We start from the raw sequence: 25125 nt of genomic DNA, 5'->3' as shown, positions 1-25125 counted from the left end.
CCTAAAGTTCAATAATCGAGTGTTCAATGAGCTGTCTGTAGCAAACAGTTTTGTTTTCCTTGTTGTCCTTAATAATTTGGAGCAAGGTTCTGACAGATTCGCGTCCCAATTCGACCGTATTGATATCAATATAGGCGTCAATTGGAATTCGTGGTTGAATAGAGTCGAAGGAAATAATTGGAAGATCGACTTGTTTGTCGCTCAGGTATCTCCGAACCCCTTCAGCAACTAGGATATCTGTTGTCATAAGTGCTTCCAGTTCTTCAAAAGGCAGGGTATCCATGATTTGGTAAGAATTTTCTTCTAGCATGAAACCAAAGGAGAACTTGACCAATTCCTCACGGAGAGGGATCTGGTGACTGGCAAGAGCTTCTTGGTAGCCCTTGTAGCGGTCTTGAGAAACGGCCAATTCCTTATTTCCTCCAACAAAGGCGATGTGTTGGTATCCTTTCTTGATGAAATATTCGGTCGCATCAAAGGCGGCCTTAACATTGTCGTTATCGACTAAGGATACAAAAGGAGAAGTTGCTTTTCCCAAAATCAAGAAAGGAAATTTATCTTGAATACAGAAGTCAACCAAAGGATCATTCAATTTGGAATAGAGGAAGATGAGTCCATCTACCCGCTTACCATAAATCATTTGTTTGAGTTGATCGAGGCGGTGGGTTTCATTAGCCCCTGTACAAATCTGAATGGCATAGCCATAATCAGAAGCAACCTGACTAATCCCACGGAGGACCGTAGGGAAGAAGGGGTTTTGGAAGAACACATCACTTTCATCAGGCAAGACAAGGGCAATGACCTGACTGGACTGGCTCACTAAGCTACGAGCATTGAGGTTTGGATGGTAATCTAGTTCTTTCATGGCAGAACGAACCCGTTCTTTAGTGGCTTCACTGATGGTAGATTTATTTTGAATCACTCGTGTAACGGTAGATGGTGCAACGCCGGCAAGTTTGGCTACATCTTTGATGGTGACACGCATAAAGGACCTCCCTAAGGTTTGTAATCTGGATCCCGGAAATGAGTCTTATAGAAGGCAAGCGCGAGGAACAAGACAAATAGGATATTTTGGATCAAGATGGTTGTAGTAAAGACTTGGTGGAACAATAAACTGATCAGGACGCTCGCAAGAATAGGCAATCCTAGACAGTTGAGTGTGAAATTGAAGCATTCTTTGAAGGTCTTGAGAGAGAAGAGACGTGACTTCCGTGTCAAGAAGAGGAAGAAGGAAGCTCCAAATACTAAAATAGCAAAATTCACAGCAGATAAGAAACCTGAGAAGAGGACGAGGAAGAGACTAACAGCCAATCGATTGGCCTGGAACCAATCTTTGGAAATGGCCTTAGTGAGTTCCTTTTTGTCCTGGATGCTCTCTTGATTGATGGCTTGGTAAGGAATCGTAGCCAGTTCTTTCTTTTCTTTACTTACAATCAATTGATTTTTATCGAAATAAAGAGTTAATTTTTCTCCTAATTGAGTTCCTTCGTGATGGCCTAAGATAACATGACCAGCCTCATTTTTATGAACTCCAAAATGACTGTTATAGACTAGTTCTTGCTGATTGATCTGTATGTTTTCTTTAAAATCCTTCATAACATCGTCTGTTAAGGGATCAAAGACATCACTAACGAAGGTGGTTAAGGGGTAGGTCTGTAGTTCTGCATTTTGAATGGCAACAGGAATGAGGGTCAAGGATAGAAGAAAGAGTGAGGTAAAGACCATTTGGAACCAATTAAGTTGTTTGCGGTTGGCAAATGCTTTTCTTACCTGAAAAAGGCTGGAAAAATAGTTAAATGGATAGGGCATGAAGAGACCTTTCTAATCTCCGGGATGGATTTCCCTTGTATGGAGAGCATAACAAGATTTTATCCTTAACCAAAGATGGGAGAGAAACTGGTAGCAAATCAATCAACTTGCTACCCTTGTCCCACTCCCATCCTTTCCTTAAAGATAAAATTAATGTGACTGGGAGAAAAGCACGAGAGGAGATCTTGTCCTTTTCATCATGGCTGGAAGGTTATAGAAAAGTTTATTTTATCCTTTATCCCCACCAGCTGTCAAGCCTGAAACAAAGTTCTTTTGAAGGAAGAAGAACAGAACACAGATTGGAACTGCAATCAGAATCGCACCTGCCGCAAAGAAGGCAATCTTTTGATTTTTTTGGTCGCTGATAAAGGTTTGAAGACCAACAGCTACCGTGTAATTGATTTCATCGCGAAGCAAGAATTTAGACAAGATGTAGTCTCCAAAAGGTCCCATGAAGGCCCAAAGAGCTTGTACCGCAATCATTGGGCGAACCAATGGAAGGACGATTTGCCAGAAGCGACGGAAGTGTCCAGCACCATCCAATTTTGCAGATTCATCAAGTGAAATTGGGACTGTATCGAAGTAACCCTTCATCAACCAAGCGTTCATTGGGATTCCTCCACCGACATAGAGGAAGATGAGGAACCAGCTGTGGTTCAAGGCATTCAACATCAAGGCCATAACGAAGAAGGCAGTCAAAGCAGCCATGGTAGGCACCATTTGGATAATCAAGAAGAAGACCAAACTTTGCTTACGAGCCAAGAAGTTGTAGCGGCTGTATGCATATCCTGCCAAGGTAATGATGGATGTTTGAGCGACCATGGTAATAATGGCGATGATCAAGGTGTTGAGATACCAGGTACCATATAAGGTGTCCGTAAAGAGTTTTTGGAAGTTATCAAAGCTGAGACTGCCACTGAAATCAAGCGTAAAGGCACTGACATTACCAGTTTTGAAGGCTGAAAGAACCGTGATCAACAATGGATAGATGATGATGATGGAAAGGACAACCAAGTAGAGGTAAGTCAAGAAATGATTAAGGCGGCGTTTAAATTGAACTGAATTTTTCATTTTACACATCCTCCATATCAAATGCGTGCAGTTTCTTGAAGGCAATCATCGAGATCGAGATGACAATCAAAGAGATGATCAACGTAACCGCAGCAGCTATTGAGTATTGAGGTGATGAGTTCGTTGTCAATTTATAGATCCAAGAAATCAAGATATCTGTCGAACCAGCATTACCACCAACAGATCCAGGTCCACCATCGTTAAAGAGGTAGATAATGGAGAAGTTGTTAAAGTTGAAGGTGTATTGGCTGATGAGAGTTGGTGCCGCAACCGCCAAAATCATTGGGAAGGTAATGTTGCGGAATTTTTGCCAAGCGTTGGCCCCATCAATATAGGCTGCTTCGTAAAGGTCGTTTGGAATAGATTGCAAGATTCCGAGTGTCAAGACGTAAATGTAAGGGAAGCCGAGCCAACCTTGCATCATAATCAAAGCAATCTTCGTCCAGGTAGGATCAGTTTTCCAAGGAATGAGAACCCCATCCAAGAATGGGAAAATCTTCGCAAAGAGCGGAAGGACTTGCGCATTGATGGCCCCGATACTATCGTTGAACATGTTTGAGAATGTCAAGATCGTAATGAAGGCAGGAACCGCCCAAGGAAGAAGGAAGATAACACCGAAGATGCGTTTTCCTTTAATGAATGGTTGGTTGGCAATAATAGCCGTTAGGATACCAAGAACGATTTGAAGAGTAGAAGCTGCCAAGGCCCAGATCAAGGTCCAGCCCAATACAGATGTAAAGGCAGAACGGAAGGTACTCAAAGTCCACATGTTGGTGAAGTTTTGAAGTCCGATCCAATCAAGGAGCGTAAAACGAGCTGTATGCTTAAAGTCGTAGTTGGTAAAGGCAATCATCAAGGTAACCAAAACAGGGAAGATGATTGCAAAGGTCATGGCAATATAAGAAGGGATGATCAAGAGATATGGGAAGCCATTTTCATAGATAGCATTCACCATCTCTTTTAGGGTCTTCGGCACTCGAATACCGTTATTAATCCGCTTAGCTACAGTACCCGCATCTTTGATATTCAAGGCGTAGAACATCAAATAAACGACGGTGATAATTAAGTGGAAGGCACCACGAATTAAGATAAAAAGAGAATTATCTTTTCCACGGACAGTACCGAGGGTAATTAGTTTAGACAATTCCTCCAAACCAATACCGAAAAAGTATGCGAGAAAGACAAGTGTTACACCAAGGAAGATGTATCCTTTTGCTTTCTGTTTGTTATAGATTTGTCCCAAGCCAGGAATGAGGGATAGCCACATTGCCTTTTTGGGATTTTGTTGTGTTTCCATATCGACTCCTTATAAGTGAGCGACCAGAGGCCACATCACAGCGAAAGGCTGGGAAAGATTCCCAGCCCCTTGGGAACTGTATTACTTGCCACCGAATTTTTGTTCGATAGTTTCTTTGATTAATTTCACAGCATCGTCAGCAGCATCTTTAGAAGATTTCTTACCACTTACAGCGTCGAAGAGCATAGTTGCAGCTGGATCCCAAACAGTACTCATTTCAGAGATGTTTGGCATTGGTTGTGCATTTTCAAACTGTTTAACAACGGCAGTTGTCAATTCATCGTTTTTACCAACAGCGTACTCACGAGCTTCTGTGTTAGCTGGCACTTCGTTTGTCTTATCGTAGAAAGCTTTTTGTTGATCAGTTGAAGTCAAGAAGTCTACAAATTTTTGAGCTGCTTCAGGGTGGTTAGCACCTGCAGGGATAACCCAAGCTTTACCACCACCGAAGGCAGAGTAAGCTTTTCCATTTGGAAGAGTAGGGATAGTTGCTACACCGTAGTTTACTTTTGCTTCTTTCAATGAAGATGCTTTCCATGGACCATCGATGATGGCAGCTGTCTTACCTTCTTGGAATTGAGTTTGGATGAAGTTTGCAGCACCTTTAGTGTCTTGCAATCCTTTAGGCCATTTAGCATACCAAGTTTTCGCGTATTCGATACCATCGATCGCACCTTGGTTGTTCAAACCAACATCTTTTGGATCTGTACCATCTTTACCGAAGACATATCCACCGTTACCTGAAAGAAGTCCATATGCATAGTAGAAGTTTGTCCAGTCAGCAAGGAAGGCAGTGTTTTTACCAGCTTCGCCAGCGAAGTCATACTTGCTGTCTTTTGCCAATTCTTCAAGTTCACCAAATGTTTTTGGAGCTTCTTGCATGAGGTCTTTGTTGTAGTAAAGAACCAATGTTTCGATAACTGCTGGTGCACCGTATACTTTACCACCGTTTGTTACAAGTGATTCAGTTGTTTTGTCGGTCTTGCTGTCTTTGTTCAATTTCACTTCAGCCAATTGACCGTCGTTACCAAGACCACCTACGCGGTCGTATGGTGCCATCATAACGTCTGGAGCTTTACCAGATTGGTTGTCAAGAGACAATTTGTCCAATCCACCAAGAGCGTCACCTGTCTTGATCGTTACTTTTGTTCCACTTTCTTTTTCAAAAGCTTTCGCAGCTTCTTCCATGTAAGCTTTGTAACCATTGTCAACGTAGACTGTCAACTCGTTTTCAGAAGCAGCAGAGTCGTCTTTTTTGCCTCCACAAGCTACCAAAAGAAGTGATGCGAATCCAACTGTACCAAGTACAGCAGCGCTTCGAAGAATTGTGCGTTTCATGATTTATTCCTCCTAAAGAATAAAAATAATATTATTAGTTGAAAACGTTTTAGACAAACGTTTTCCTTAACACGAATAGTATATCACAGGAAGAAAACGTTTGCAAGTTCTTTGTGCAAAAAAAAATTAAAAATTTTTTACCTTCTATTAAATACACACAAATAGTTGACAAGAAAATAAGAAAAGGATAAACTAGGCGTGGGGTGAACCTGCAGAAAAAATCATAAAAGTTTAGGAAACCTCTTGCATAAACCACAAGAATACTTTATAATGGACACGTAACGCAAACGTTTTCCTTAAACGTTGCATAAAGATGATCTAGGGTCATTTATAAATAGGTTAAATTTTTTTCTATTTCTGACAATTGCACTATTCCTAACCCTTCTAAAAGTCGGAATGAGAACTGGATTAGAGTAGAAAGTTGGTCTATTTTTCTTCGAAACAAAAAATATTAAACTAAAGGTGGTACCCTCAATGAAAAAACGCCAAAGTGGTGTCTTGATGCACATTTCATCCTTGCCTGGGAAGTATGGAATCGGTTCGTTTGGTCAAGCAGCTTACGATTTTGTCGATTTCCTTGTTCGGACTAAGCAACGGTATTGGCAAATTTTGCCTCTCGGAACAACCAGTTATGGAGATTCTCCTTATCAATCCTTCTCGGCTTTTGCAGGCAACACCCACTTTATTGACTTCGATCTCTTGATCGATCAAGGGCTCTTGGATGCATCCGATGTCGAAGGTGTTGATTTTGGTCAAGACCCAACAGAAGTAGACTATGCGAAGATCTTCGAACAACGTCGTCCTCTTCTAGAAAAAGCGGTTAAAGCTTTTATTGAAAACGGTGATTGGGATGACTTCAGCCGTTTTGCTGAAGAAAATGCAGCTTGGTTGGAATTATTTGCTGAATACATGGCTATTAAAGAGCACTTTGAATTAAAAGCATGGACAGAATGGCCAGACGCTGCGATTCGTGCACGCCAACCAGAAGCCCTTACTTCATATCGCGCTCAATTGGAAGACAAATTGACTTACCATCGAGTAACACAGTATTTCTTCTTCAAACAATGGTTGAAATTGAAAGCATACGCTAACGACAACCATATTGAGATCGTAGGTGATATGCCAATCTACGTAGCGGAAGATTCAAGCGATATGTGGGCAAATCCTCATCTCTTTAAAACAGATGAAAATGGAAAAGCAACCTGCATCGCAGGATGCCCACCAGATGAGTTCTCAGCAACTGGTCAGCTTTGGGGCAACCCAATCTATGACTGGGAAGCAATGGACAAAGATGGTTACAAATGGTGGATTGAACGCTTGCGTGAGAGCTTCAAGATCTACGACATCGTGCGGATTGACCACTTCCGTGGCTTCGAGTCTTACTGGGAAATCCCAGCTGGTTCTGATACAGCAGCACCAGGTAAATGGGTTAAAGGTCCTGGCTACAAACTCTTTGCCGCAGTGAAAGAAGAACTTGGTGATTTGAACATCATCGCAGAAGACCTTGGCTTCATGACTGACGAAGTCATTGAGCTTCGTGAGCGCACAGGCTTCCCAGGCATGAAGATCCTTCAATTTGCCTTCAATCCTGACGATGAAAGTATCGACAGCCCTCACTTGGCACCAAACAACTCAGTTATGTATACAGGAACACACGATAATAACACTGTTCTTGGGTGGTATCGCAATGAAATTGACGATCCAACTCGTGAGTACCTTGCTCGTTACACCAACCGTAAAGAATACGAATCTGTTCCACATGCGATGCTTCGTACCGTCTTTGCTTCAGTCAGCTTTATGGCCATCGCTACCATGCAAGATTTGTTAGAGTTGGATGGCTCAGCTCGTATGAACTTCCCATCTACCCTTGGTGGCAACTGGGCATGGCGGATGACAGCGGATCAATTGACTCCTGCTGTCGAGCAAGAATTGCTTGATTTCACAACCATCTATCGTCGTGAAAATACTGACTTGGTGAAAGAAGAAGCGAAAAAAGCAGAAAAATAATCTTTCCCCCTATTTAATCAAAACACAAGGAGACACTTAACCATGGAATCATTACAAAAATATGTGATTGATCATTATCAAAAAACAATTGCAGAATGTTCAAACGAAGAATTGTACATTGCTTTGCTTAATTACACCAAGCAAGCAAGTGCCCAAAAGAAATTAAATACTGGTAAGAAAAAAGTTTACTATATCTCAGCTGAGTTCTTGATTGGTAAACTCTTGTCAAACAACTTGATCAACTTGGGTCTGTACGATGATGTCAAAAAAGAATTGGCTGATGCTGGCAAAGACTTGATCGAAGTTGAAGAAGTGGAATTGGAACCATCACTTGGTAACGGTGGTTTGGGACGCTTGGCAGCCTGCTTTATCGACTCTATCTCAAGCCTTGGTTTGACAGGGGATGGGGTTGGTTTGAACTACCACTTTGGTTTGTTCCAACAAGTTCTTAAAAACAACCAACAAGAAACGATTCCAAATGCGTGGTTGACTGACCAAAGCTGGCTCGTTCGTTCAAGCCGTAGCTACCAAGTGCCATTTGCACACTTTACATTGACTTCTACGCTTTATGATATCGATGTACCTGGTTACAAGATCGAAACCAAGAACCGCTTGCGCTTGTTTGACTTGGATTCAGTTGATTCATCCATCATTGAAGATGGTATCAACTTTGACAAGACAGATATCGCTCGCAACTTGACTCTTTTCCTTTACCCAGATGATAGTAACCGTCAAGGGGAATTGCTCCGTATTTTCCAACAATACTTCATGGTTTCAAACGGTGCACAATTGATCCTCGACGAAGCGATCGAAAAAGGAAGCAACTTGCATGACCTTGCTGACTACGCAGTTGTACAAATCAATGATACTCACCCATCTATGGTCATTCCTGAGTTGATCCGTCTCTTGACTGAACGCGGTATCGAAATGGATGAAGCTATCTCTATCGTTCGTAGCATGACCGCTTACACTAACCACACAATCCTTGCAGAAGCCCTTGAAAAATGGCCACTTGAATTCTTGCAAGAAGTGGTTCCTCACTTGGTACCAATCATTGAAGAATTGGACCGTCGTGTTCGTGCTGAACACAAAGATCCAGCTGTTCAAATCATTGATGAACACGATCGTGTCCACATGGCCCACATGGATATCCACTATGGATACAGTGTAAACGGGGTTGCAGCTCTTCACACTGAAATCTTGAAGAACTCAGAGTTGAAGGCCTTCTACGACCTTTACCCAGAAAAATTCAACAACAAAACAAACGGAATTACCTTCCGTCGTTGGCTTATGCATGCCAACCCAAGCTTGTCTCACTACTTGGATGAGATCCTTGGACGTGACTGGCACCATGATGCTTCTAAGTTGGAAGACCTTCTCTCATACGAAGATAAAGCTGCTGTCAAAGAAAAATTGGAAAACATCAAAGCCCACAACAAACGTAAATTGGCTCGTCACTTGAAAGATCACCAAGGTGTGGAAATCAATCCAAATTCTATCTTTGATATCCAAATCAAACGTCTTCACGAGTACAAACGTCAACAAATGAACGCTTTGTATGTCATCCACAAATACTTGGACATCAAGGCTGGTAATATCCCTGCTCGTCCAATCACAGTCTTCTTTGGTGGTAAAGCAGCTCCTGCCTACACCATCGCTCAAGATATCATCCACTTGATCCTTTGCTTGTCAGAAGTCATTGCAAACGACCCAGCAGTAGCTCCACACTTGCAAGTAGTGATGGTTGAAAACTACAACGTGACTGCAGCAAGCTTCTTGATCCCAGCATGTGATATCTCAGAACAAATCTCATTGGCTTCTAAAGAAGCTTCAGGTACTGGTAACATGAAATTCATGTTGAACGGCGCTTTGACGCTTGGTACTATGGACGGAGCTAACGTGGAAATCGCTGAGTTGGTTGGAGACGAAAACATCTATATCTTCGGTGAAGATTCAGAAACTGTTATCGACCTTTACGCAAAATCAGCATACAAATCAAGCGAATTCTACGCTCGTGAAGCGATCAAACCATTGGTTGACTTTATCATCAGCGACGCTGTTCTTGCAGTTGGTAACCAAGAACGTTTGTCTCGTCTTCACAATGAGTTGATCAACAAAGACTGGTTCATGACCCTTCTTGACTTGGAAGACTACATCAAAGTCAAAGAGCAAATGTTGGCTGACTACGAAGACCGTGACGCATGGTTGGATAAAGTCATCGTCAACATTGCCAAAGCAGGATTCTTCTCATCTGACCGTACCATCGCTCAGTACAACGAAGATATCTGGCACTTGAACTAATTTGTTTTCGACATTCTAGAAGCAATATACTTAGAAAGAAGAGCTCCTTTTGAATCATATCCTGATTTAGAGGGAGCTTTTTTAGAACAGGATCGCTGGGAAAATCTAAACTTGCGCTTCCCTAAGGTTCACGTTATAATAAATACTATGGATATTAGAAACGAGGAAATACAATGAAGAAAAATCCAATTTATATGTATGTCTTGCTAGCTCTATCAGCGATGGGAACTCTATTAACTGCTCAGTCCTTCTTTGGATTGGCTAAAGTGGAGCTCACAGATGAAATGGCAGCTTCTTTGAACTTAACCACTGCTCTTGAACGGGAAGAATACAAAGCCTTCCTTGAGAAATTAATCGTAGCCTTACGCGGACCGATTGCTTGGTTGTTGCTATCTCTTTTGATTGGGGGCTTGATTGCAGTTGCCTATTTCTTCCTGTCTAAAAAGGATATTGTTAAGGCGACCTATGCCTATATGGGACAGATTGGTGCCTTTGTCTTAATGAGCTTGCATAATTTCTTGTCTTATCGTTCTTCTATGTCTGTGATCACGTCAGACAAATTGCGGACCTTGTTGCAGGCTTCTAGCTTATATGCACTTGTCTTGAGTGTGGTTGTAGCCCTTGTTTACTTGGGAATCCTCCTCTACAAATTGAAAAATAGACCAGCTAGCGACCTTCAAGCTTAGATCATAGCATTAAAAAACTCCTCAAGTCTGGAACAAAGAAGAGGAGCTGGTCTGATTGGAGAAGAAAATGAAAGTATGTTTTGTCTATATCAGTTTAAGTGGCAATACTGAAAGTTTTGTTCGTCGTCTCAGTGATTATCTATGGGAGCAGTACCCTGACTTGGTCATTGAAAAAATCCATGTCAAAGACCTAGTCAAAGAAGGGAAGCCCTTCTTTGAAGTTGATACACCTTTTATCGCCTTTTTGCCGACCTACCTAGAAGGAGGAAATGGTGTTGATAATGGAGATGTGGAAATTTTAACGACCGATGTAGCAGACTTTATCGCCTATGGAGACAATGCCACTAAATGCTTGGGAGTTGTAGGATCAGGAAATCGCAACTTCAACAATCAATATTGCCTAACGGCCAAGCAGTACAGCCAACGCTTTGGTTTCCCTATGCTAGCAGACTTTGAGATGAGAGGAATGCTAGGGGATATCAAAAAAGTAGCGGCCATTGTAGAAGATTTGTATCGTCTTTAAAACAAAAGAACCAAGCCTATGCTTGGTTCTTATTTGTTGCGGTTGAAGAGAGAGGGGTCATATTTTGTATGACTCCTCTTTTAGGGCTTATTTTAATTGATCTGTGATTTCTTTTGAGAGCAAGAGGCCGAGGCGATAGTCCTTATTGATGGCGTGGATGACATCGTTGATGTTTTCCGTCGTTTGGATTTGTTCCTTGATGCTTGCTTTGAAGGCTTCATCTTTTAAGAGTTGCTCTTGTAAAATCTTTTGCAGTTTTTCTCTCTCGTATTTATTGATTAAAAAGAGAATAAGCAGACTAACTAAAATAAGAATATAAACAGTTTGATTCATGGGGTTCTCCAGAGGGTAAGATAATGGATAAAGGGAAGCGATAATCCCTAAAAATATAGGTGTGTTTAACATAAGAAAAGGAGTGAGATGGAACTAAATAAGATTTATTTAGCGATTCCTCTCACTCCTAAAAGAGATGGTTTCCTATCAAAAAGTAAGGAAGATATTACATTTTCTCAGGTGCTTCGACACCCAATAGACGAAGCGCTTCTTTCAAGACTACTGCTGTTGAGTAGCTAAGAGCAAGGCGGCTATCGCGTTCTGGGCTTTCATCCAAGATACGAGTGTGAGCATAGTACTTGTTGAAGGCTTGAGCCAAGTTGATGGCATATTTTGCAATCAAGGATGGATCATAGTTTTCAGCAGCACGTTTCACGACACGAGCAAAGTCTTGGAGAAGTTTGATGATTTCCCAGCTTTCAGGATCGCTCAAGCTGTATGTTGCATCTGCAGATGGTGTGAAGTTGGCTTTGCGAAGGATGGATTGGATACGTGCGTATGCGTATTGAACGTACGGTCCAGTTTCTCCTTCGAAGGATACCATGGCTTCAAGGTCAAAGTCATACCCGTTGCGACGGTCTGTCTTCAAGTCGTAGAACTTAACGGCACCAACACCGACTGCATGTGCCACTTCTTCCTTGTTTTCAAGTTCAGGGTTCTTTTCTTCGATCTGCGCTTTGGCACGAGAGATCGCTTCTTGAAGGGTTGGTTCGAGCAGGATGATATTTCCTTTACGAGTTGACAATTTTTGGCGATTCTTTGTGACCAAACCAAAGTCAACGTGGATCATATCGTCGCTCCAGTCAAATCCCATTTTCTTCAAAACAGCTTTCAACTGACGGAAGTGGTTGGATTGTTCTTGACCGACAGCATAGATGTTTTTCACAAAGTTGTAAGTCCGTGCACGGTAGATAGCGGTTGCGATATCACGCGTGATGTAAAGAGTGGCACCGTCTGATTTCTTAATCATAGCTGGTGGAAGGTTGACATCATCCAACTCAACGATGCTAGCTCCCTTAGACTCTTTCAATAAGCCTTTTTCTTCAAGGATTTGGACAGCTTCATCCATCTTGTCATTGTAGAAAGCTTCTCCGTTTAAGCTGTCAAATTCAACACCGAGGAGTTTGTAGATACGGTTGAATTCTACCAAGCTCTCGTCACGGAACCATTGCCACAATTCAGTTGCTTCTGGATCTCCATCTTCCAATTTCTTGAACCAGAGACGTCCTTCCTCATCCAAAGCAGGATCGTTTTCAATTTCGGCATTGATGCGGACATAGAGTTTCAACAATTCATCGATTGGATTGGCTTCGACAGCTTCCTTGCTACCCCATTTTTTATAAGCGACCATCAAGAGACCAAATTGTTTACCCCAGTCTCCCAAGTGGTTGATTTTAATGGTGTTGTAGCCCATTTTGCGGAAGATATTTGAAAGAGCATCTCCGATAACGGTTGAGCGCAAATGACCAACTGAGAAAGGTTTTGCAATATTTGGACTAGAAAGGTCGATGGTAATATTTCCTCCATGTCCTTCATCTTGCTGACCGTAGTCTGCACCTGCTTGGATAACCGCTTTGATGACTTGATCAGAGATTTGTGATTTATCTAAGAAGAAGTTTACGTAAGGACCAGTTGCAACGACTTTTTCAAAGTGAGAGGCATCGATTTTTTCCGCAATATCAGCAGCAATCGCTTGAGGAGCTTTGCGTTCGATTTTAGCCAAAGAAAAGGCAGGAAAGGCGATATCTCCGAGGTCTGAAGATTTTGGTTGCTCTAGTAAATTTAAGATAGTTTCTTGGTCTAAGCCTTCAATGACTTTTGCCAATTCACTTGCAATAAGTTCTTTATGATTCATAGTAGCTCCTTTGGTCTTTTGTTACTATTCTATCACAAAATTCGGCCTTTCTTCAAACTTTTTGGTATAATCAAAGTATAATTATTCAAAAGTGGAGCAAAAATGAAAAAAGATGAACGTCAGCTTTTGATTCGAGAAATTATTCAACATGAGAAGTTATCGACGCAAAAAGACATTCAAGACCGCCTAGATCAAAGAGGGGCGGGAGTGACCCAGACAACCTTATCCAGAGACCTACGAGAAATCGGCCTGATCAAGGTAAAAGAAAAGGGTGGCCTCTATTATAAATTAGCAGACGAACCGAATCGAACAGATATTTTTAGACTGATTGCTCAATATGCACAAGTGGTCTCGAGAGCGGAGTTCACACTGGTTGTTCGGACGGAGCTGGGAGAAGCGGCTATTTTAGCCAACGCAGTCGATGAGATCTTGGATGATCAAATCCTTGGCACCGTCGCAGGGGCCAATACCCTCTTAATTGTTTGCAAGGATCAAGAAGTAGCACAAACAGTCCAGCAGACCATTCTCCAACATTCTAGTCACTAGTCAAGGGCGAGGGACCAGTCCAGAAAGGGATCGGCCCTCCTTTTATGTCAGTTTAGAGTTGGAGTAAGCACTCAGAATGAATACAATGATATAGAAAAGGAACGATATGGCAGCAGAAAAAATATCACCTGGCATGCAGCAATACCTAGATATCAAAAAAGACTATCCGGATGCTTTTTTGCTCTTTCGGATGGGGGATTTTTACGAGCTCTTTTATGAAGATGCCGTCAATGCAGCACAGATTTTAGAGATTTCTTTGACCTCTCGGAATAAAAATGCAGAAAATCCGATTCCCATGGCTGGAGTTCCCTATCATTCGGCCCAGCAGTACATCGATGTCTTGATCGAAAAAGGCTATAAGGTGGCTATTGCAGAGCAGATGGAAGATCCCAAGCAAGCCGTCGGTGTGGTCAAACGGGAAGTGGTCCAAGTCATTACTCCGGGGACCGTTGTCGATTCGACCAAGCCAGACAGCGCCAACAACTTCCTGGTAGCCTTTTCTCATGATGAGACGGACTATGGCCTTGCCTATATGGACCTAGTGACCGGGGAGTTTCAGGTCACTAGTCTGAATGATTTTGCCATGGTCTGTGGGGAGATCCGCAACCTACGGGCGCGGGAGATTGTCCTGACCTACTCCTTGTCAGAAATGGAAGAAAGAGTCCTTCTTGGCCAAATGAACCTCTTGCTCTCCCCTATTTCAGAAGTGGCGGAGGATGTCCAACTTTTAGGGGCTGAATTGACTCATTTGGAGAGAATAGCGGCAGGAGGCCTGCTCCAATATGTCCAGGAAACCCAGAAGCGGGAACTCCACCATATCAAGCCTGCCCATCACTATGAAGTCCGTGATTTCTTGCAGATGGATTATGCGACCAAGGCGAGTTTGGACTTGACAGAAAATGCTCGGACTGGCAAAAAACATGGCAGTCTCTACTGGCTCTTAGATGAAAGCAAGACAGCTATGGGAGGCCGTCTCTTGCGGGCTTGGATCCAGAAGCCTTTGATGGATCGCCATCGGATCGAAGAACGCCAAGAGATTATCCAAGTCTTCTTGGATCATTTCTTTGAGCGAAGTGATCTGGCAGATCGTCTCAAGGGTGTCTATGACATCGAGCGTTTGGCCAGTCGGGTTTCCTTTGGTAAGACCACTCCCAAGGACCTCTTGCAGTTGGGCGAAACCCTGCGCCATGTACCCTTGATCAAATCGCTCTTGGTCGAGATGGGAGAGTCGGTGCTAGACCTCCTCGTCGCCCAGTTAGATGAGCTGCCAGAGCTTTGCCGTCTTATCGAGGCAGCGATTGACCCGGATGCCCCTATCGTTCTGACAGAAGGCAATATCATCCGTACCGGCTTTGACCCAACTCTGGATCAGTACCGTGTCGTCCTCCGGGAAGGGACCGGCTGGATTGCAGAGATCGAAGCCAAAGAACGGGAAGCCAGTGGCATCACCGGACTTAAAATTGACTACAATAAAAAAGATGGCTATTATTTCCATGTGACCAATTCCCAATTATCCCGTGTACCAGCTCATTTCTTCCGCAAGGCAACCTTGAAAAATTCTGAGCGCTTTGGGACAGAGGAACTGGCTCGGATTGAAGGGGAGATGCTAGAAGCTCGGGAACAGTCGACTAGCCTAGAGTATGCGATTTTCCTACGGATCAGAGAGGAAGTCGGCAAGTACATCCAGCGCCTGCAGTCCCTAGCCCAAGCTCTAGCAACGGTGGACGTCTTGCAAGGGTTGGCCTGTGTAGCTGAAAGACAACAACTGACCCGGCCAGTCTTTCAAGAGGCGCGTGATATCCGGATTGAGAAGGGGCGTCACCCAGTTGTTGAGAAGGTGATGGGGGTTCAAAGCTACATCCCCAACAGCATTTCCATGGATGAGACCTGTGATATCCAGTTGATTACGGGGCCCAATATGAGCGGGAAGTCCACCTATATGCGCCAGTTGGCCATCATTGTCATTATGGCTCAGCTTGGCTCCTTTGTACCGGCTCAGGCGGCGACCCTCCCTCTCTTTGATGCTATTTATACCCGGATTGGGGCTGCAGATGACTTGGTGTCCGGCCAATCGACCTTTATGGTTGAGATGATGGAGGCCAACAATGCCATTCGCCAAGCGACTCCGGCTTCTCTTATCTTGTTTGATGAGTTGGGACGGGGGACGGCGACCTATGATGGGATGGCTCTGGCTCAAGCCATCATCGAATACATCCATGACCGGACAGGGGCCAAAACGCTCTTTGCCACCCACTACCATGAGTTGACCGACTTGGAGCAGACCCTATCTCGCTTGCGCAATGTCCATGTCGCTACCTTGGAGAAGGATGGCCAAGTGACCTTCTTGCACCGGATCGAAGAGGGACCAGCGGATAAATCCTATGGGATCCATGTGGCCAAGATTGCAGGCCTGCCAAGCGATCTCTTGAAGCGGGCAGATACTATCTTGAGTCAATTAGAAGGCCAAAGCCACGAAGTGTCGATGGCGACTCCAACACAGCAATCCTCTCCAGAGCTTGGAGAACAGTTATCTCTGTTTGTTGCAGACACCACTCACCCAGTACTAGAAGAATTAAACAATCTCGATATCTACAACATGACCCCGATGGAAGTCATGATGGCAGTTGCCGATATGAAAAAGAGAATTTAAAAAACAGTTCATTCGAACTGTTTCAGATTGAAGACAAAGTAATTTTAAAAACTTTCCTTAGGTGAGTACGGACGTCAGCGAACTTCGTAGAAGTTCCATGACTAATTAAGATACAAAGGGCGTTCTCGGATAAAGTCAAAATAGGAAGTTCGACGCAGAATCTTTAGATTCTAGGAGGACTTATCTTTTTGACACAATCCGAAGCCTGTGTTCAATTCGTATTGAGCCTAAGGTCTCAATGATTCCGAGTGCCTGAAACACAGTTGTTTCAGGCACTTTTCTCACAGCGGAAAGTTTTTCATCTTCTTGAATGACTAAAAAATAAAAGTCATTTTTTTGAATTCCTCAGGCTTTCCCTTGCAACTGACGGTTGATGTCATCCACTTTCTTTTTATTGAGGTAGTAAGAGACAGCCCAGACAATGAGATAGACGAAGCTAAACTCAAAAATGACAGAGAGATAAAAACTGATTTGCATTGGGAACCAGCCGCCCAAGGTTGCTAAAGGTAGGAAACCAAAGAGCATCAAGAGGTAGTGGCTGACGGTCGCGCGAAGCAAGCTCCAATCTTTGTTGAAAAGGACATTCCCCAAGCTGAAGAGGAGTCCGATACCGGCCCAGATAAGGGTACAATAGAGCATAACAAGGGATCCATGAACTTCGTGGGCTTGCATCCACTGGCCGACAGCTGAGCTAGGACTGAGAGGCGTATAAGTGGAAGGGGAGTTTAAAAAAGAAAAGAGGATAGAGAGGATGAGACCGATCAAGATCCCTTTCAAAGCGTTGGTAAAATGGTTTTTCATCATGAGAGTTTCTCCTTAATAGCTTTTAAATAACGACGAGAGGAGTAAGTCATCCTTCCGTTTTTGAGATAGATTTGAACCGATCCGCTACCGGTAAAATGCAGGTGATCGATTTCTTTGGTATTGATAATTTCAGATTGGGAAATTTTTAAAAAGTAGATGGGCAAGTCTTCAGAGAGTTGGTAGAGTGGACCTGTGAGGATGAATTGATTATCCTTTGTTTCCCCCACCACTTGCCGGTTTTCAATATAGAACCGATGAAACAAGTGAGTCTCTACAAGATAGGTTTCACCCTCCTTTTTCGCTCGCAAGCGTTCCTTCTGGTCCAATTCCTCTATGAATTGTTGGACCTTCTGGATGCGTTCGCTAGGTTGTGGCGCTGTGATGGCTACTCCTTCTTCTTGAAAATGGGGGTCAATGGTAACTGTTACTTTCATACAAATCCCTTCTAACATATTGACGTCAAGTAAGCGATCCGCTAGCAGGACTTCTTGCTTACAAGTCTATTAAACACTTTTTCAGGCATCAAGACAAGGCTTTTCGCATATTCGGTCAGTTTGTCTGTTTATCTGGTAGAAGACGGTATCTTTAATGGAGCTGGAGCACAAGGTTTTATAAAGGGAGGGCTTCCTTGTAGATATGGTATAATAGTTCTACCTATGCGCGTATAAAACATAAGAGGGGAAGCTATGTCACAGATTATCGAATTACCAGAAATTCTAGCCAATCAGATTGCTGCCGGTGAGGTCATTGAGCGCCCTGCTAGTGTGGTCAAGGAACTGGTTGAAAACTCCATCGATGCGGGAGCTAGTCAGATTGTCGTAGAGATCGAAGAAGCTGGCTTAAAGAGCATTCAAATCACGGATAATGGACAAGGGATTGCCCATGAGGAAGTGGAATTAGCTCTTCGTCGCCATGCGACTAGTAAGATCAAGAGTCAAGCCGACCTCTTTCGCATTCGGACACTAGGCTTCCGTGGCGAGGCCTTGCCGTCTATTGCCTCTGTCAGTGTCATGACCATCCTGACAGCTCAGGAAGGAGCTAGTCATGGGACCAAGCTAGAGGCTAAAGGGGGCGAAATCACTTCTCTTGAGCCGGCGACTAGCCCTGTGGGGACTAAAATCACAGTTGAGGACCTCTTTTTCAATACACCAGCCCGCCTCAAATATATGAAGAGCCAACAGGCAGAGTTGTCCCATATCGTCGACATTCTCAACCGCCTGAGTCTGGCCCATCCAGAGATTGCCTTTACCTTGATCAATGACGGCCATGAAATGACACGGACGGCAGGAACGGGGAATCTCCGTCAAGCCATCGCAGGAGTCTACGGGCTCTCTACCGCTAAGAAAATGGTTGCCATCGAGACAGGTGATTTGGACTTTGAAGTGTCGGGCTTCGTCTCTTTGCCAGAATTGACCCGGGCCAATCGCAATTACATTAGTCTCTTTATCAACGGTCGTTACATCAAGAATTTCTTGCTCAATCGGGCCATCTTGGATGGCTACGGCAGTAAACTTATGGTCGGACGCTTCCCGATAGCAGTGATTAATATCCAGATTGACCCCTATCTAGCCGATGTCAATGTCCACCCGACCAAGCAAGAGGTGCGTATTTCTAAAGAACGAGAACTAATGGCCTTGATCTCCCAGGCCATTGTCTCCGCTTTGAAAGAGCAGGATCTGATTCCAGATGCTTTGGAAAATCTAGCCAAGTCAACGCTTCGTCGAACAGAAAAGCCAGTCCAGACCAGCCTCCCTCTAAAAGAAAATAGCCTCTATTACGACCGAGACAAGGGAGACTTCTTTGTCCGTCCAGAGGTTGCAGAATCCCAACCAAGTGGTGAATTGACCCCAGAGCAAACGGTTCTCTTTGCCCCAGAAGAGGGAAATCAGGAGGCTAAATCACCAGCCATCAAATTCGCGGAGCGAAAGGTGCCTCAGTATGATCAACTTGACCACCCAGAGTTGGATCTAGCTAGTCTAGACAAGGCTTATGACAAGTTGGAAGGAGAAGAACATTCGACCTTCCCAGAGTTGGAATATTTCGGTCAGATGCATGGAACCTATCTCTTTGCCCAAGGCAATGGGGGCCTTTATATCATTGACCAGCATGCGGCCCAAGAGCGGGTCAAATACGAAGAATACCGGGAGAGCATCGGGAACGTAGACGGCAGTCAGCAACAGCTGCTGGTGCCTTATATCTTTGAGTTCCCTGCAGACGATCTGATCCGCCTGCAACAGCGCAAACACCTCCTAGAGGAAGTGGGCGTCTATTTAGAAGAGTATGGAGCTAACCAGTTGATCTTACGGGAGCATCCGATCTGGATGAAGGAAGAAGAGATCGAGTCGGGCATCTATGAGATGTGTGACATGCTCCTTTTGACTAAGGAAGTGTCCATCAAGAAATACCGGGCTGAGTTGGCCATCATGATGTCTTGCAAACGCTCCATCAAGGCCAACCATACACTGGACGATTACTCTGCACGCGATCTCATCTACCAACTGTCCCAATGTGACAACCCTTATAACTGCCCTCATGGCCGTCCCGTCTTGGTCAACTTCACCAAGTCGGATATGGAAAAGATGTTCCGACGCATTCAGGAGAATCACACCAGTTTACGGGAATTGGGCAAATATTAATCAAACAATAAAGGAAGATTATGTACGAATACATTAAAGGAATTTTAACGAAAATCACCGCCAAATACATCGTGGTGGAGACAGCTGGAATCGGCTATCTCTTGCATGTGGCCAATCCCTATGCCTACTCTGGCAAAATGAATCAAGAGGTGCAGGTCTACCTGCACCAAGTGGTTCGGGAAGACGCCCACCTTCTTTATGGTTTTGCGACCGAAGAAGAGAAAAAGCTCTTTTTAAACTTGATCTCAGTCTCTGGGATTGGACCTGTTTCAGCTCTGGCTATCATTGCTGCAGATGACAATGCAGGCCTTGTCCAAGCTATCGAAAGCAAGAACATCACTTACTTGACCAAGTTTCCGAAGATCGGCAAGAAAACAGCCCAACAGATGGTGCTGGACTTGGAAGGTAAGATCAATCTTGATCTAGAAGATGTACCGGCTCAGTCCAAAGCCAAAGTAACAGAAGAAAACCAAGCCTTGGAAGAAGCTATGGAAGCCATGTTAGCCTTGGGCTACAAGGCAACGGAACTCAAGAAAATCAAGAAATTCTTCGAAGGCACGACGGATACAGCAGAAAACTATATCAAGTCTGCCCTTAAGATGTTGGTGAAATAGGAGAAATCTATGTCAAAACGTTGTGGCTGGGTTAAAATGAACAACCCGCTTTATGTAGCCTACCATGATGAGGAATGGGGACAGCCTCTCCATGAAGACCAAGCACTTTTTGAGTTGCTCTGTATGGAGACCTATCAGGCTGGATTATCTTGGGAAACGGTACTCAATAAGCGGCAGGCTTTCCGTGAAGCTTTTCATGGTTACCAAATTCAAGCTGTTGCAGACATGACTGATGAGGAACTGGAAGATCTGATGAATAATCCAGCAATTATCCGCAATCGTGCCAAGATATTTGCGACGCGCACCAATGCTCAAGCATTTCTACAAGTTCAGAAGGAGTATGGTTCTTTTGACACCTATCTTTGGTCTTTTGTAGATGGGAAAACCATCGTCAATGATGTCTCGGACTACAGTCAAGCACCAGCTAAGACGCCTTTATCTGAGAAATTATCCAAGGACCTCAAAAAACGTGGTTTTAAGTTCACCGGACCAGTCGCAGTTTTATCCTACCTACAAGCAGCAGGCCTGGTTGATGACCATGAGAATGATTGTGAATGGAAAAGTGGCAAGTAGTGAGTACAGATAGCGAAAGTATTTGAGAATATAGAAAAAGCTGAGAAATTCATCTCAGCTTTCTTTGTTATAGTCAAAGCGAATGACTTGCTCCGTTGCATCTACATACGCGTGGACTCCAAAGGGAACAATTGTTCTTGGAGTTGCGTGTCCGACATTCAGATTATAGACAATCGGGATATTGCTATCAATGGTGTCCATTAAAGCCTCCTTATAGTCGTCATAGAAGGTTTCATCCATAGGTTTTCCGACCAAGAGTCCACTGATGACCTCGAATATACCAGTGTCCTTTAAAGTCCGCAACATCTTTTTGAAGTCTTCAGGATTAGGCTTTTCTTCACTTGTTTCTAGCAATAGAATCTTTCCTTCCCAGTCGGATAAGTCAGGGAAAAGTTTGTATTTTTGGCAGAGGTCTGTGCTATCTGCGTGTAGAGAGTTGTCAAAAATATCATAGAGAGACTCAAGACAACCACCGAGGATTTCTCCCTCAAACTGAGCATTGCCTTGTAACAAGTCAAAACCTGTATTTGCGTGGCTGACACGAGCTGTTCCCAGAGCCTCGGGACTATAATCAGTCCGTTCCTCATACCAAATGTTACTAGGGCGGATTTCTGAGATTCTACCAGTCTCAATTAATTCTTTAAAGTAGTGGCAGCTATATGGCAACATTTCTTTGTCTAATTCACAAATGTCTGCTAAAAAGGATTGCCCATAAAAAGTCTTGATTCCTAGTTTATGCAACATGAGATGGTTCATGGTCGTATCCGAGAAGCCAAGAAAAATCTTTTGCTTGATAACCTTTTGTAGTTGGTCATTTTCAAAAAGATAAGGTAGCAAGCGATAAGTATCGTTTCCACCGATGGCGCATAGGATCATGTCGATACTATCATCAGAAAATGCCTGAATCAAATCCTCCGCACGAGCTTCGGGATGTTCTTTGATAAAGTCTAAGCCTTTTAGTGAATGAGGTAAAAAGATAGGATTGAGTCCGAGGTATTTGAGTCGTTGGACCCCCAAGTCCACCTCGTGCTTTACAAAGTCCTCTCCGATAATCCCACTAGATAAACTTATAATACCAATAGTAGAAACCACATCTCATCCTCCTAGAAAAAATTGATGCTATTGTATCACAAAAAATGAGGGGAAACAACAAGAATTAGAGCCAGAAGAAGGCTTTTAGATCAAGAAAGAAGTAAAAAAGCAACCGCTCGATATGGTTGCTTCAGAATATAGATAAACTCTATCAACAATAGAAAATAGCCCTTTAGAAGTTGATTACCACATAGTTAAAACTCTTGGGAATGTTGATGTAATAGTGTTTCTAAGAATTTTTTACTTTATACTCTAAAAGAAAAAGATTGAAGAAAGTTGTCCAAAATGGACTTTATCTTCAATCTGTTTTTTAAATAATTTAGGAAATTGTGTTAAAATGAAATGAAAATTACGAATAGTATAAGTAGGAGGCACCATGAAGGCGGAAATTATTGCAGTTGGAACAGAAATTCTAACAGGACAAATTGTCAACACCAATGCTCAGTTCTTGTCTGAAAAATTGGCTAGTTTAGGGATTGATGTCTATTATCATGTGGCGGTAGGAGATAATGAAGGTCGTCTCTTCTCGACCATTGAGACAGCTTCAAAACGCAGTGATTTGGTGATTTTATGTGGTGGACTTGGGCCAACAGAGGATGATTTGACCAAGCAAACCCTTGCTAAGTTTTTAGGGAAAGAACTGGTTTTTGATCCAACAGCGCTTGCCAAACTCGACACCTTCTTTGCCAGTCGCCCTGATTATGTACGGACGCCCAATAATGAGCGACAAGCACAATTGATTGCCGGTTCAATCCCCCTTCAAAACCGTACAGGTCTCGCGGTTGGAGGTTTGATTGAAGTCGATGGTGTGACCTATGTCGTTCTACCTGGTCCACCAAGTGAGTTAAAACCCATGGTCAATGAACAATTGGTGCCTCATTTGACAACAGGGGAGCAGCTCTTTTCAAGAGTCTTGCGCTTCTTTGGGATTGGGGAAAGCCAGCTGGTTACGATCCTAGCAGATATCATTGAAAAGCAGAGTGATCCGACGGTGGCCCCTTATGCCAAGACAGGAGAAGTGACCTTGCGTCTGTCTACAAAGGCGAAGGATCAAGCCTCAGCGGATGCGAAGCTCGATGTCTTAGAAAAGGAAATCTTATCACGCCACACCCTGGATCATCAACCCTTGCATGAACTGTTTTACGGTTATGGGGATGACAATTCGATGGCCAAGGTGGCCTTTGATCTCTTGAAAGGGACTGGTAAGACCATTACAGCTGCAGAAAGCCTGACGGCTGGCCTTTTCCAAGCGACTTTGGCAGATTTTTCAGGGGCGTCCAGCATCTTCGCGGGTGGTTTTGTCACCTATAGTCTGGAAGAAAAAAGCAAGATGTTGTCTATTCCAGCTCAAGAGTTAGAGCAACATGGAGTGGTGTCTCACTTTACAGCTCAAGCCATGGCTTCACAGGCCCGTAAGTTAACAGGATCCGATTATGGTGTTAGCTTGACCGGAGTTGCGGGGCCAGATAGTCTAGAAGGGCACCCAGCAGGGACTGTCTTTATCGGACTTGCGACTCCAAATGGAGTGGATAGTGTCCAAGTCAATATCGCTGGACGTAGCCGGGCGGATGTCCGCGAAATTGCAGTCCTTCATGCCTTTAATTTGGTACGCTTGGCTGTATTAAATGGTGAAAATTTGGTATAATGAAGTTCGTGCCAAATGAAGAATAATTCTAAAAATGGATAGGAAATGTGCCTTTCAAAGACCGGAAAACGTCAGTGAGTTGCATGCATTTCCTGTATAGCAAAAACATAGGAGAAAAGAATGGCGAAAAAACAGAAAAAATTAGATGATATCTCGAAGAAATTTGGAGACGAGCGTGAAAAAGCTCTCAATGATGCCCTAAAGTTGATCGAAAAAGACTTTGGTAAAGGATCGATCATGCGTCTGGGCGAACGCGCAGAGCAAAAAGTTCAAGTTATGAGCTCTGGTTCCTTGGCGCTTGATATTGCCTTGGGTGCTGGTGGTTATCCAAAAGGTCGGATCATCGAAATCTATGGTCCAGAATCATCAGGTAAAACAACCGTTGCCCTCCATGCAGTAGCGCAAGCACAGAAAGAAGGAGGCATTGCCGCCTTTATCGATGCCGAGCATGCCTTGGACCCATCCTATGCTGCAGCTCTTGGTGTTAACATTGATGAACTCCTCTTGTCTCAACCAGACTCAGGGGAACAAGGACTTGAAATTGCTGGTAAATTGATTGACTCTGGTGCCGTTGACTTGGTCGTTATCGACTCTGTTGCGGCCTTGGTCCCACGCGCAGAAATCGATGGAGATATCGGTGATAGCCACGTTGGTTTGCAAGCACGGATGATGAGCCAGGCTATGCGTAAGCTTGGAGCTTCGATCAATAAGACCAAGACCATTGCTATCTTTATCAACCAATTGCGTGAAAAAGTTGGGGTTATGTTTGGGAACCCTGAAACCACACCTGGTGGTCGTGCCCTTAAATTCTACGCTTCGGTTCGTCTAGATGTTCGTGGAAATACTCAAATCAAGGGTACTGGGGACCAAAAAGATACCAACGTTGGTAAAGAAACCAAGATCAAGGTTGTGAAAAACAAGGTAGCTCCACCATTCAAGGAAGCTATGGTTGAAATCATGTATGGAGAAGGAATTTCACGTACAGGCGAATTGCTGAAAATCGCGACAGACCTTGATTTGATCCAAAAAGCAGGAGCTTGGTATTCTTATAACGGTGAGAAGATTGGCCAAGGTTCAGAAAATGCTAAGAAGTACTTGGCAGACCATCCAGAAATTTTTGATGAGATTGATCACCAAGTGCGCGTGCGCTTCGGTTTGATCGATGATGACACTGCTGTAGTTGCACAAGATGAAGTAGCTGAAAGCCCACTTGTTGAAGAAGTAACACTAGATCTTGATGATGCCATTGAGATTGAAGAGTAATTTTTTTCAAAATAGGTCGAAAGACTGATGGTTTTTATGGTATAATATACTACAATGTTATTATCGTGTGGCGAAAGGAGTG

General features: G+C 43.6%; 21 protein-coding genes. 11 read left to right on the top strand and 10 right to left on the bottom strand.

The window, feature by feature from the left end:
* Position 1: 1 nt before the first annotated feature.
* From AC3E6G_RS07910 to AC3E6G_RS07890, 5 genes are all read right to left on the bottom strand, one after another.
* Positions 2 to 985, bottom strand: a complete 984-nt coding sequence (locus tag AC3E6G_RS07910; protein ID WP_048690295.1) for a LacI family DNA-binding transcriptional regulator — start codon at positions 983 to 985, stop codon at positions 2 to 4.
* 11 nt (positions 986 to 996) lie between these two features.
* On the bottom strand, positions 997 to 1809 hold the full coding sequence (locus AC3E6G_RS07905) for a maltodextrose utilization protein MalA (RefSeq protein WP_048690294.1): 813 nt from the start codon (positions 1807 to 1809) through the stop codon (positions 997 to 999).
* A gap of 228 nt (positions 1810 to 2037) precedes the next feature.
* A complete protein-coding gene (locus AC3E6G_RS07900) occupies positions 2038 to 2880 on the bottom strand; it encodes a sugar ABC transporter permease (RefSeq protein ID WP_006596980.1) in 843 nt (280 codons plus the stop codon).
* 1 nt (position 2881) lies between these two features.
* Positions 2882 to 4177 (bottom strand): sugar ABC transporter permease, encoded by a 1296-nt coding sequence (locus tag AC3E6G_RS07895; RefSeq protein ID WP_238656631.1) that lies wholly within the window; start codon positions 4175 to 4177, stop codon positions 2882 to 2884.
* An 81-nt stretch (positions 4178 to 4258) separates the two neighbouring features.
* Positions 4259 to 5515: an extracellular solute-binding protein gene (locus AC3E6G_RS07890; RefSeq protein ID WP_048690288.1), complete on the bottom strand. Its 1257-nt coding sequence runs from the start codon at positions 5513 to 5515 to the stop codon at positions 4259 to 4261.
* Positions 5516 to 5989: 474 nt separating this feature from the next.
* Between AC3E6G_RS07890 and malQ the strand changes: the two genes are divergently transcribed.
* The 4 genes from malQ (at position 5990) to nrdI (ending at position 11032) form a co-directional block, all read left to right on the top strand.
* On the top strand, positions 5990 to 7522 hold the full coding sequence (malQ, locus tag AC3E6G_RS07885) for a 4-alpha-glucanotransferase (protein ID WP_006595382.1): 1533 nt from the start codon (positions 5990 to 5992) through the stop codon (positions 7520 to 7522).
* Positions 7523 to 7564: 42 nt separating this feature from the next.
* The gene (glgP, locus tag AC3E6G_RS07880; RefSeq protein ID WP_006595383.1) at positions 7565 to 9823 is read left to right on the top strand and encodes a glycogen/starch/alpha-glucan family phosphorylase; all 2259 of its coding nucleotides are present in this window, start codon (positions 7565 to 7567) and stop codon (positions 9821 to 9823) included.
* A gap of 173 nt (positions 9824 to 9996) precedes the next feature.
* Positions 9997 to 10509, top strand: a complete 513-nt coding sequence (locus tag AC3E6G_RS07875) for an ABC transporter permease (RefSeq protein ID WP_006595384.1) — start codon at positions 9997 to 9999, stop codon at positions 10507 to 10509.
* Positions 10510 to 10564: 55 nt separating this feature from the next.
* The gene (nrdI, locus tag AC3E6G_RS07870) at positions 10565 to 11032 is read left to right on the top strand and encodes a class Ib ribonucleoside-diphosphate reductase assembly flavoprotein NrdI (RefSeq protein ID WP_123160721.1); all 468 of its coding nucleotides are present in this window, start codon (positions 10565 to 10567) and stop codon (positions 11030 to 11032) included.
* An 87-nt stretch (positions 11033 to 11119) separates the two neighbouring features.
* Here nrdI and AC3E6G_RS07865 read toward each other — a convergent pair whose 3' ends face one another.
* Together AC3E6G_RS07865 and argS are read right to left on the bottom strand one after the other, a co-directional pair.
* Positions 11120 to 11365 carry a hypothetical protein gene (locus AC3E6G_RS07865; protein WP_006596982.1) on the bottom strand — a complete coding sequence of 82 codons (246 nt, stop codon included), beginning with the start codon at positions 11363 to 11365 and terminating at the stop codon, positions 11120 to 11122.
* 166 nt (positions 11366 to 11531) lie between these two features.
* Positions 11532 to 13220 carry an arginine--tRNA ligase gene (argS, locus tag AC3E6G_RS07860; protein ID WP_006595387.1) on the bottom strand — a complete coding sequence of 563 codons (1689 nt, stop codon included), beginning with the start codon at positions 13218 to 13220 and terminating at the stop codon, positions 11532 to 11534.
* Positions 13221 to 13322: 102 nt separating this feature from the next.
* On the opposite strand from argS, the gene argR reads away from it, so the two are divergent.
* Both argR and mutS read left to right on the top strand, forming a co-directional pair.
* Complete coding sequence (gene argR, locus AC3E6G_RS07855) at positions 13323 to 13766, top strand: arginine repressor (protein ID WP_048789902.1); 444 nt, start codon at positions 13323 to 13325, stop codon at positions 13764 to 13766.
* Between the two features lie 106 nt (positions 13767 to 13872).
* Positions 13873 to 16416, top strand: coding sequence for a DNA mismatch repair protein MutS (mutS, locus tag AC3E6G_RS07850; protein ID WP_314836927.1), 2544 nt, complete (start codon positions 13873 to 13875; stop codon positions 16414 to 16416).
* Positions 16417 to 16761: 345 nt separating this feature from the next.
* Here the strand turns inward: mutS and AC3E6G_RS07845 are convergent, their stop codons facing one another.
* Both AC3E6G_RS07845 and AC3E6G_RS07840 read right to left on the bottom strand, forming a co-directional pair.
* Positions 16762 to 17220 carry a DUF3021 domain-containing protein gene (locus AC3E6G_RS07845; protein WP_314836926.1) on the bottom strand — a complete coding sequence of 153 codons (459 nt, stop codon included), beginning with the start codon at positions 17218 to 17220 and terminating at the stop codon, positions 16762 to 16764.
* Entirely contained in the window at positions 17217 to 17654 is a 438-nt protein-coding gene (locus AC3E6G_RS07840) for a LytTR family DNA-binding domain-containing protein (protein WP_048691882.1), read from the bottom strand. Before AC3E6G_RS07840 ends, AC3E6G_RS07845 begins: the two co-directional genes overlap by 4 nt.
* Positions 17655 to 17906: 252 nt before the next feature.
* On the opposite strand from AC3E6G_RS07840, the gene mutL reads away from it, so the two are divergent.
* Genes mutL through AC3E6G_RS07825 form a run of 3 tightly spaced genes read left to right on the top strand, consistent with a single transcriptional unit; the run spans position 17907 to position 21043 of the window.
* The gene (mutL, locus tag AC3E6G_RS07835) at positions 17907 to 19856 is read left to right on the top strand and encodes a DNA mismatch repair endonuclease MutL (protein WP_314836925.1); all 1950 of its coding nucleotides are present in this window, start codon (positions 17907 to 17909) and stop codon (positions 19854 to 19856) included.
* Between the two features lie 20 nt (positions 19857 to 19876).
* The gene (ruvA, locus tag AC3E6G_RS07830) at positions 19877 to 20470 is read left to right on the top strand and encodes a Holliday junction branch migration protein RuvA (protein ID WP_314369308.1); all 594 of its coding nucleotides are present in this window, start codon (positions 19877 to 19879) and stop codon (positions 20468 to 20470) included.
* A gap of 9 nt (positions 20471 to 20479) precedes the next feature.
* Positions 20480 to 21043 carry a DNA-3-methyladenine glycosylase I gene (locus AC3E6G_RS07825; RefSeq protein ID WP_314836924.1) on the top strand — a complete coding sequence of 188 codons (564 nt, stop codon included), beginning with the start codon at positions 20480 to 20482 and terminating at the stop codon, positions 21041 to 21043.
* Positions 21044 to 21097: 54 nt separating this feature from the next.
* Here AC3E6G_RS07825 and AC3E6G_RS07820 read toward each other — a convergent pair whose 3' ends face one another.
* Positions 21098 to 22135: a S66 family peptidase gene (locus AC3E6G_RS07820; protein WP_490700787.1), complete on the bottom strand. Its 1038-nt coding sequence runs from the start codon at positions 22133 to 22135 to the stop codon at positions 21098 to 21100.
* 376 nt (positions 22136 to 22511) lie between these two features.
* On the opposite strand from AC3E6G_RS07820, the gene AC3E6G_RS07815 reads away from it, so the two are divergent.
* Both AC3E6G_RS07815 and recA read left to right on the top strand, forming a co-directional pair.
* Positions 22512 to 23780, top strand: coding sequence for a competence/damage-inducible protein A (locus AC3E6G_RS07815; protein ID WP_006595397.1), 1269 nt, complete (start codon positions 22512 to 22514; stop codon positions 23778 to 23780).
* Between the two features lie 120 nt (positions 23781 to 23900).
* Entirely contained in the window at positions 23901 to 25043 is a 1143-nt protein-coding gene (gene recA, locus AC3E6G_RS07810; protein ID WP_006595398.1) for a recombinase RecA, read from the top strand.
* Positions 25044 to 25125 lie beyond the last annotated feature (82 nt).

The organism is Streptococcus sp. SCPM-O-B-23252 (M501) (genome assembly GCF_058200355.1).
The sequence above is the reverse complement of the archived record's forward strand: the minus strand, read 5'-3'. Positions and strand labels throughout refer to the sequence as shown.

Bases quoted from the DNA above. Each gene is read 5' to 3' on its own strand.
- AC3E6G_RS07895 (WP_238656631.1), bottom strand. From the start codon at position 4,177: ATGGAAACACAACAAAATCCCAAAAAGGCAATGTGGCTATCCCTCATT.
- malQ (WP_006595382.1), top strand. From the start codon at position 5,990: ATGAAAAAACGCCAAAGTGGTGTCTTGATGCACATTTCATCCTTGCCT.
- AC3E6G_RS07905 (WP_048690294.1), bottom strand. From the start codon at position 1,809: ATGCCCTATCCATTTAACTATTTTTCCAGCCTTTTTCAGGTAAGAAAA.
- AC3E6G_RS07865 (WP_006596982.1), bottom strand. From the start codon at position 11,365: ATGAATCAAACTGTTTATATTCTTATTTTAGTTAGTCTGCTTATTCTC.
- argS (WP_006595387.1), bottom strand. From the start codon at position 13,220: ATGAATCATAAAGAACTTATTGCAAGTGAATTGGCAAAAGTCATTGAA.
- AC3E6G_RS07900 (WP_006596980.1), bottom strand. From the start codon at position 2,880: ATGAAAAATTCAGTTCAATTTAAACGCCGCCTTAATCATTTCTTGACT.
- glgP (WP_006595383.1), top strand. From the start codon at position 7,565: ATGGAATCATTACAAAAATATGTGATTGATCATTATCAAAAAACAATT.
- argR (WP_048789902.1), top strand. From the start codon at position 13,323: ATGAAAAAAGATGAACGTCAGCTTTTGATTCGAGAAATTATTCAACAT.
- AC3E6G_RS07875 (WP_006595384.1), top strand. From the start codon at position 9,997: ATGAAGAAAAATCCAATTTATATGTATGTCTTGCTAGCTCTATCAGCG.
- AC3E6G_RS07890 (WP_048690288.1), bottom strand. From the start codon at position 5,515: ATGAAACGCACAATTCTTCGAAGCGCTGCTGTACTTGGTACAGTTGGA.
- mutS (WP_314836927.1), top strand. From the start codon at position 13,873: ATGGCAGCAGAAAAAATATCACCTGGCATGCAGCAATACCTAGATATC.
- ruvA (WP_314369308.1), top strand. From the start codon at position 19,877: ATGTACGAATACATTAAAGGAATTTTAACGAAAATCACCGCCAAATAC.
- AC3E6G_RS07840 (WP_048691882.1), bottom strand. From the start codon at position 17,654: ATGAAAGTAACAGTTACCATTGACCCCCATTTTCAAGAAGAAGGAGTA.
- AC3E6G_RS07815 (WP_006595397.1), top strand. From the start codon at position 22,512: ATGAAGGCGGAAATTATTGCAGTTGGAACAGAAATTCTAACAGGACAA.
- AC3E6G_RS07845 (WP_314836926.1), bottom strand. From the start codon at position 17,220: ATGATGAAAAACCATTTTACCAACGCTTTGAAAGGGATCTTGATCGGT.
- mutL (WP_314836925.1), top strand. From the start codon at position 17,907: ATGTCACAGATTATCGAATTACCAGAAATTCTAGCCAATCAGATTGCT.
- recA (WP_006595398.1), top strand. From the start codon at position 23,901: ATGGCGAAAAAACAGAAAAAATTAGATGATATCTCGAAGAAATTTGGA.
- AC3E6G_RS07825 (WP_314836924.1), top strand. From the start codon at position 20,480: ATGTCAAAACGTTGTGGCTGGGTTAAAATGAACAACCCGCTTTATGTA.
- AC3E6G_RS07910 (WP_048690295.1), bottom strand. From the start codon at position 985: ATGCGTGTCACCATCAAAGATGTAGCCAAACTTGCCGGCGTTGCACCA.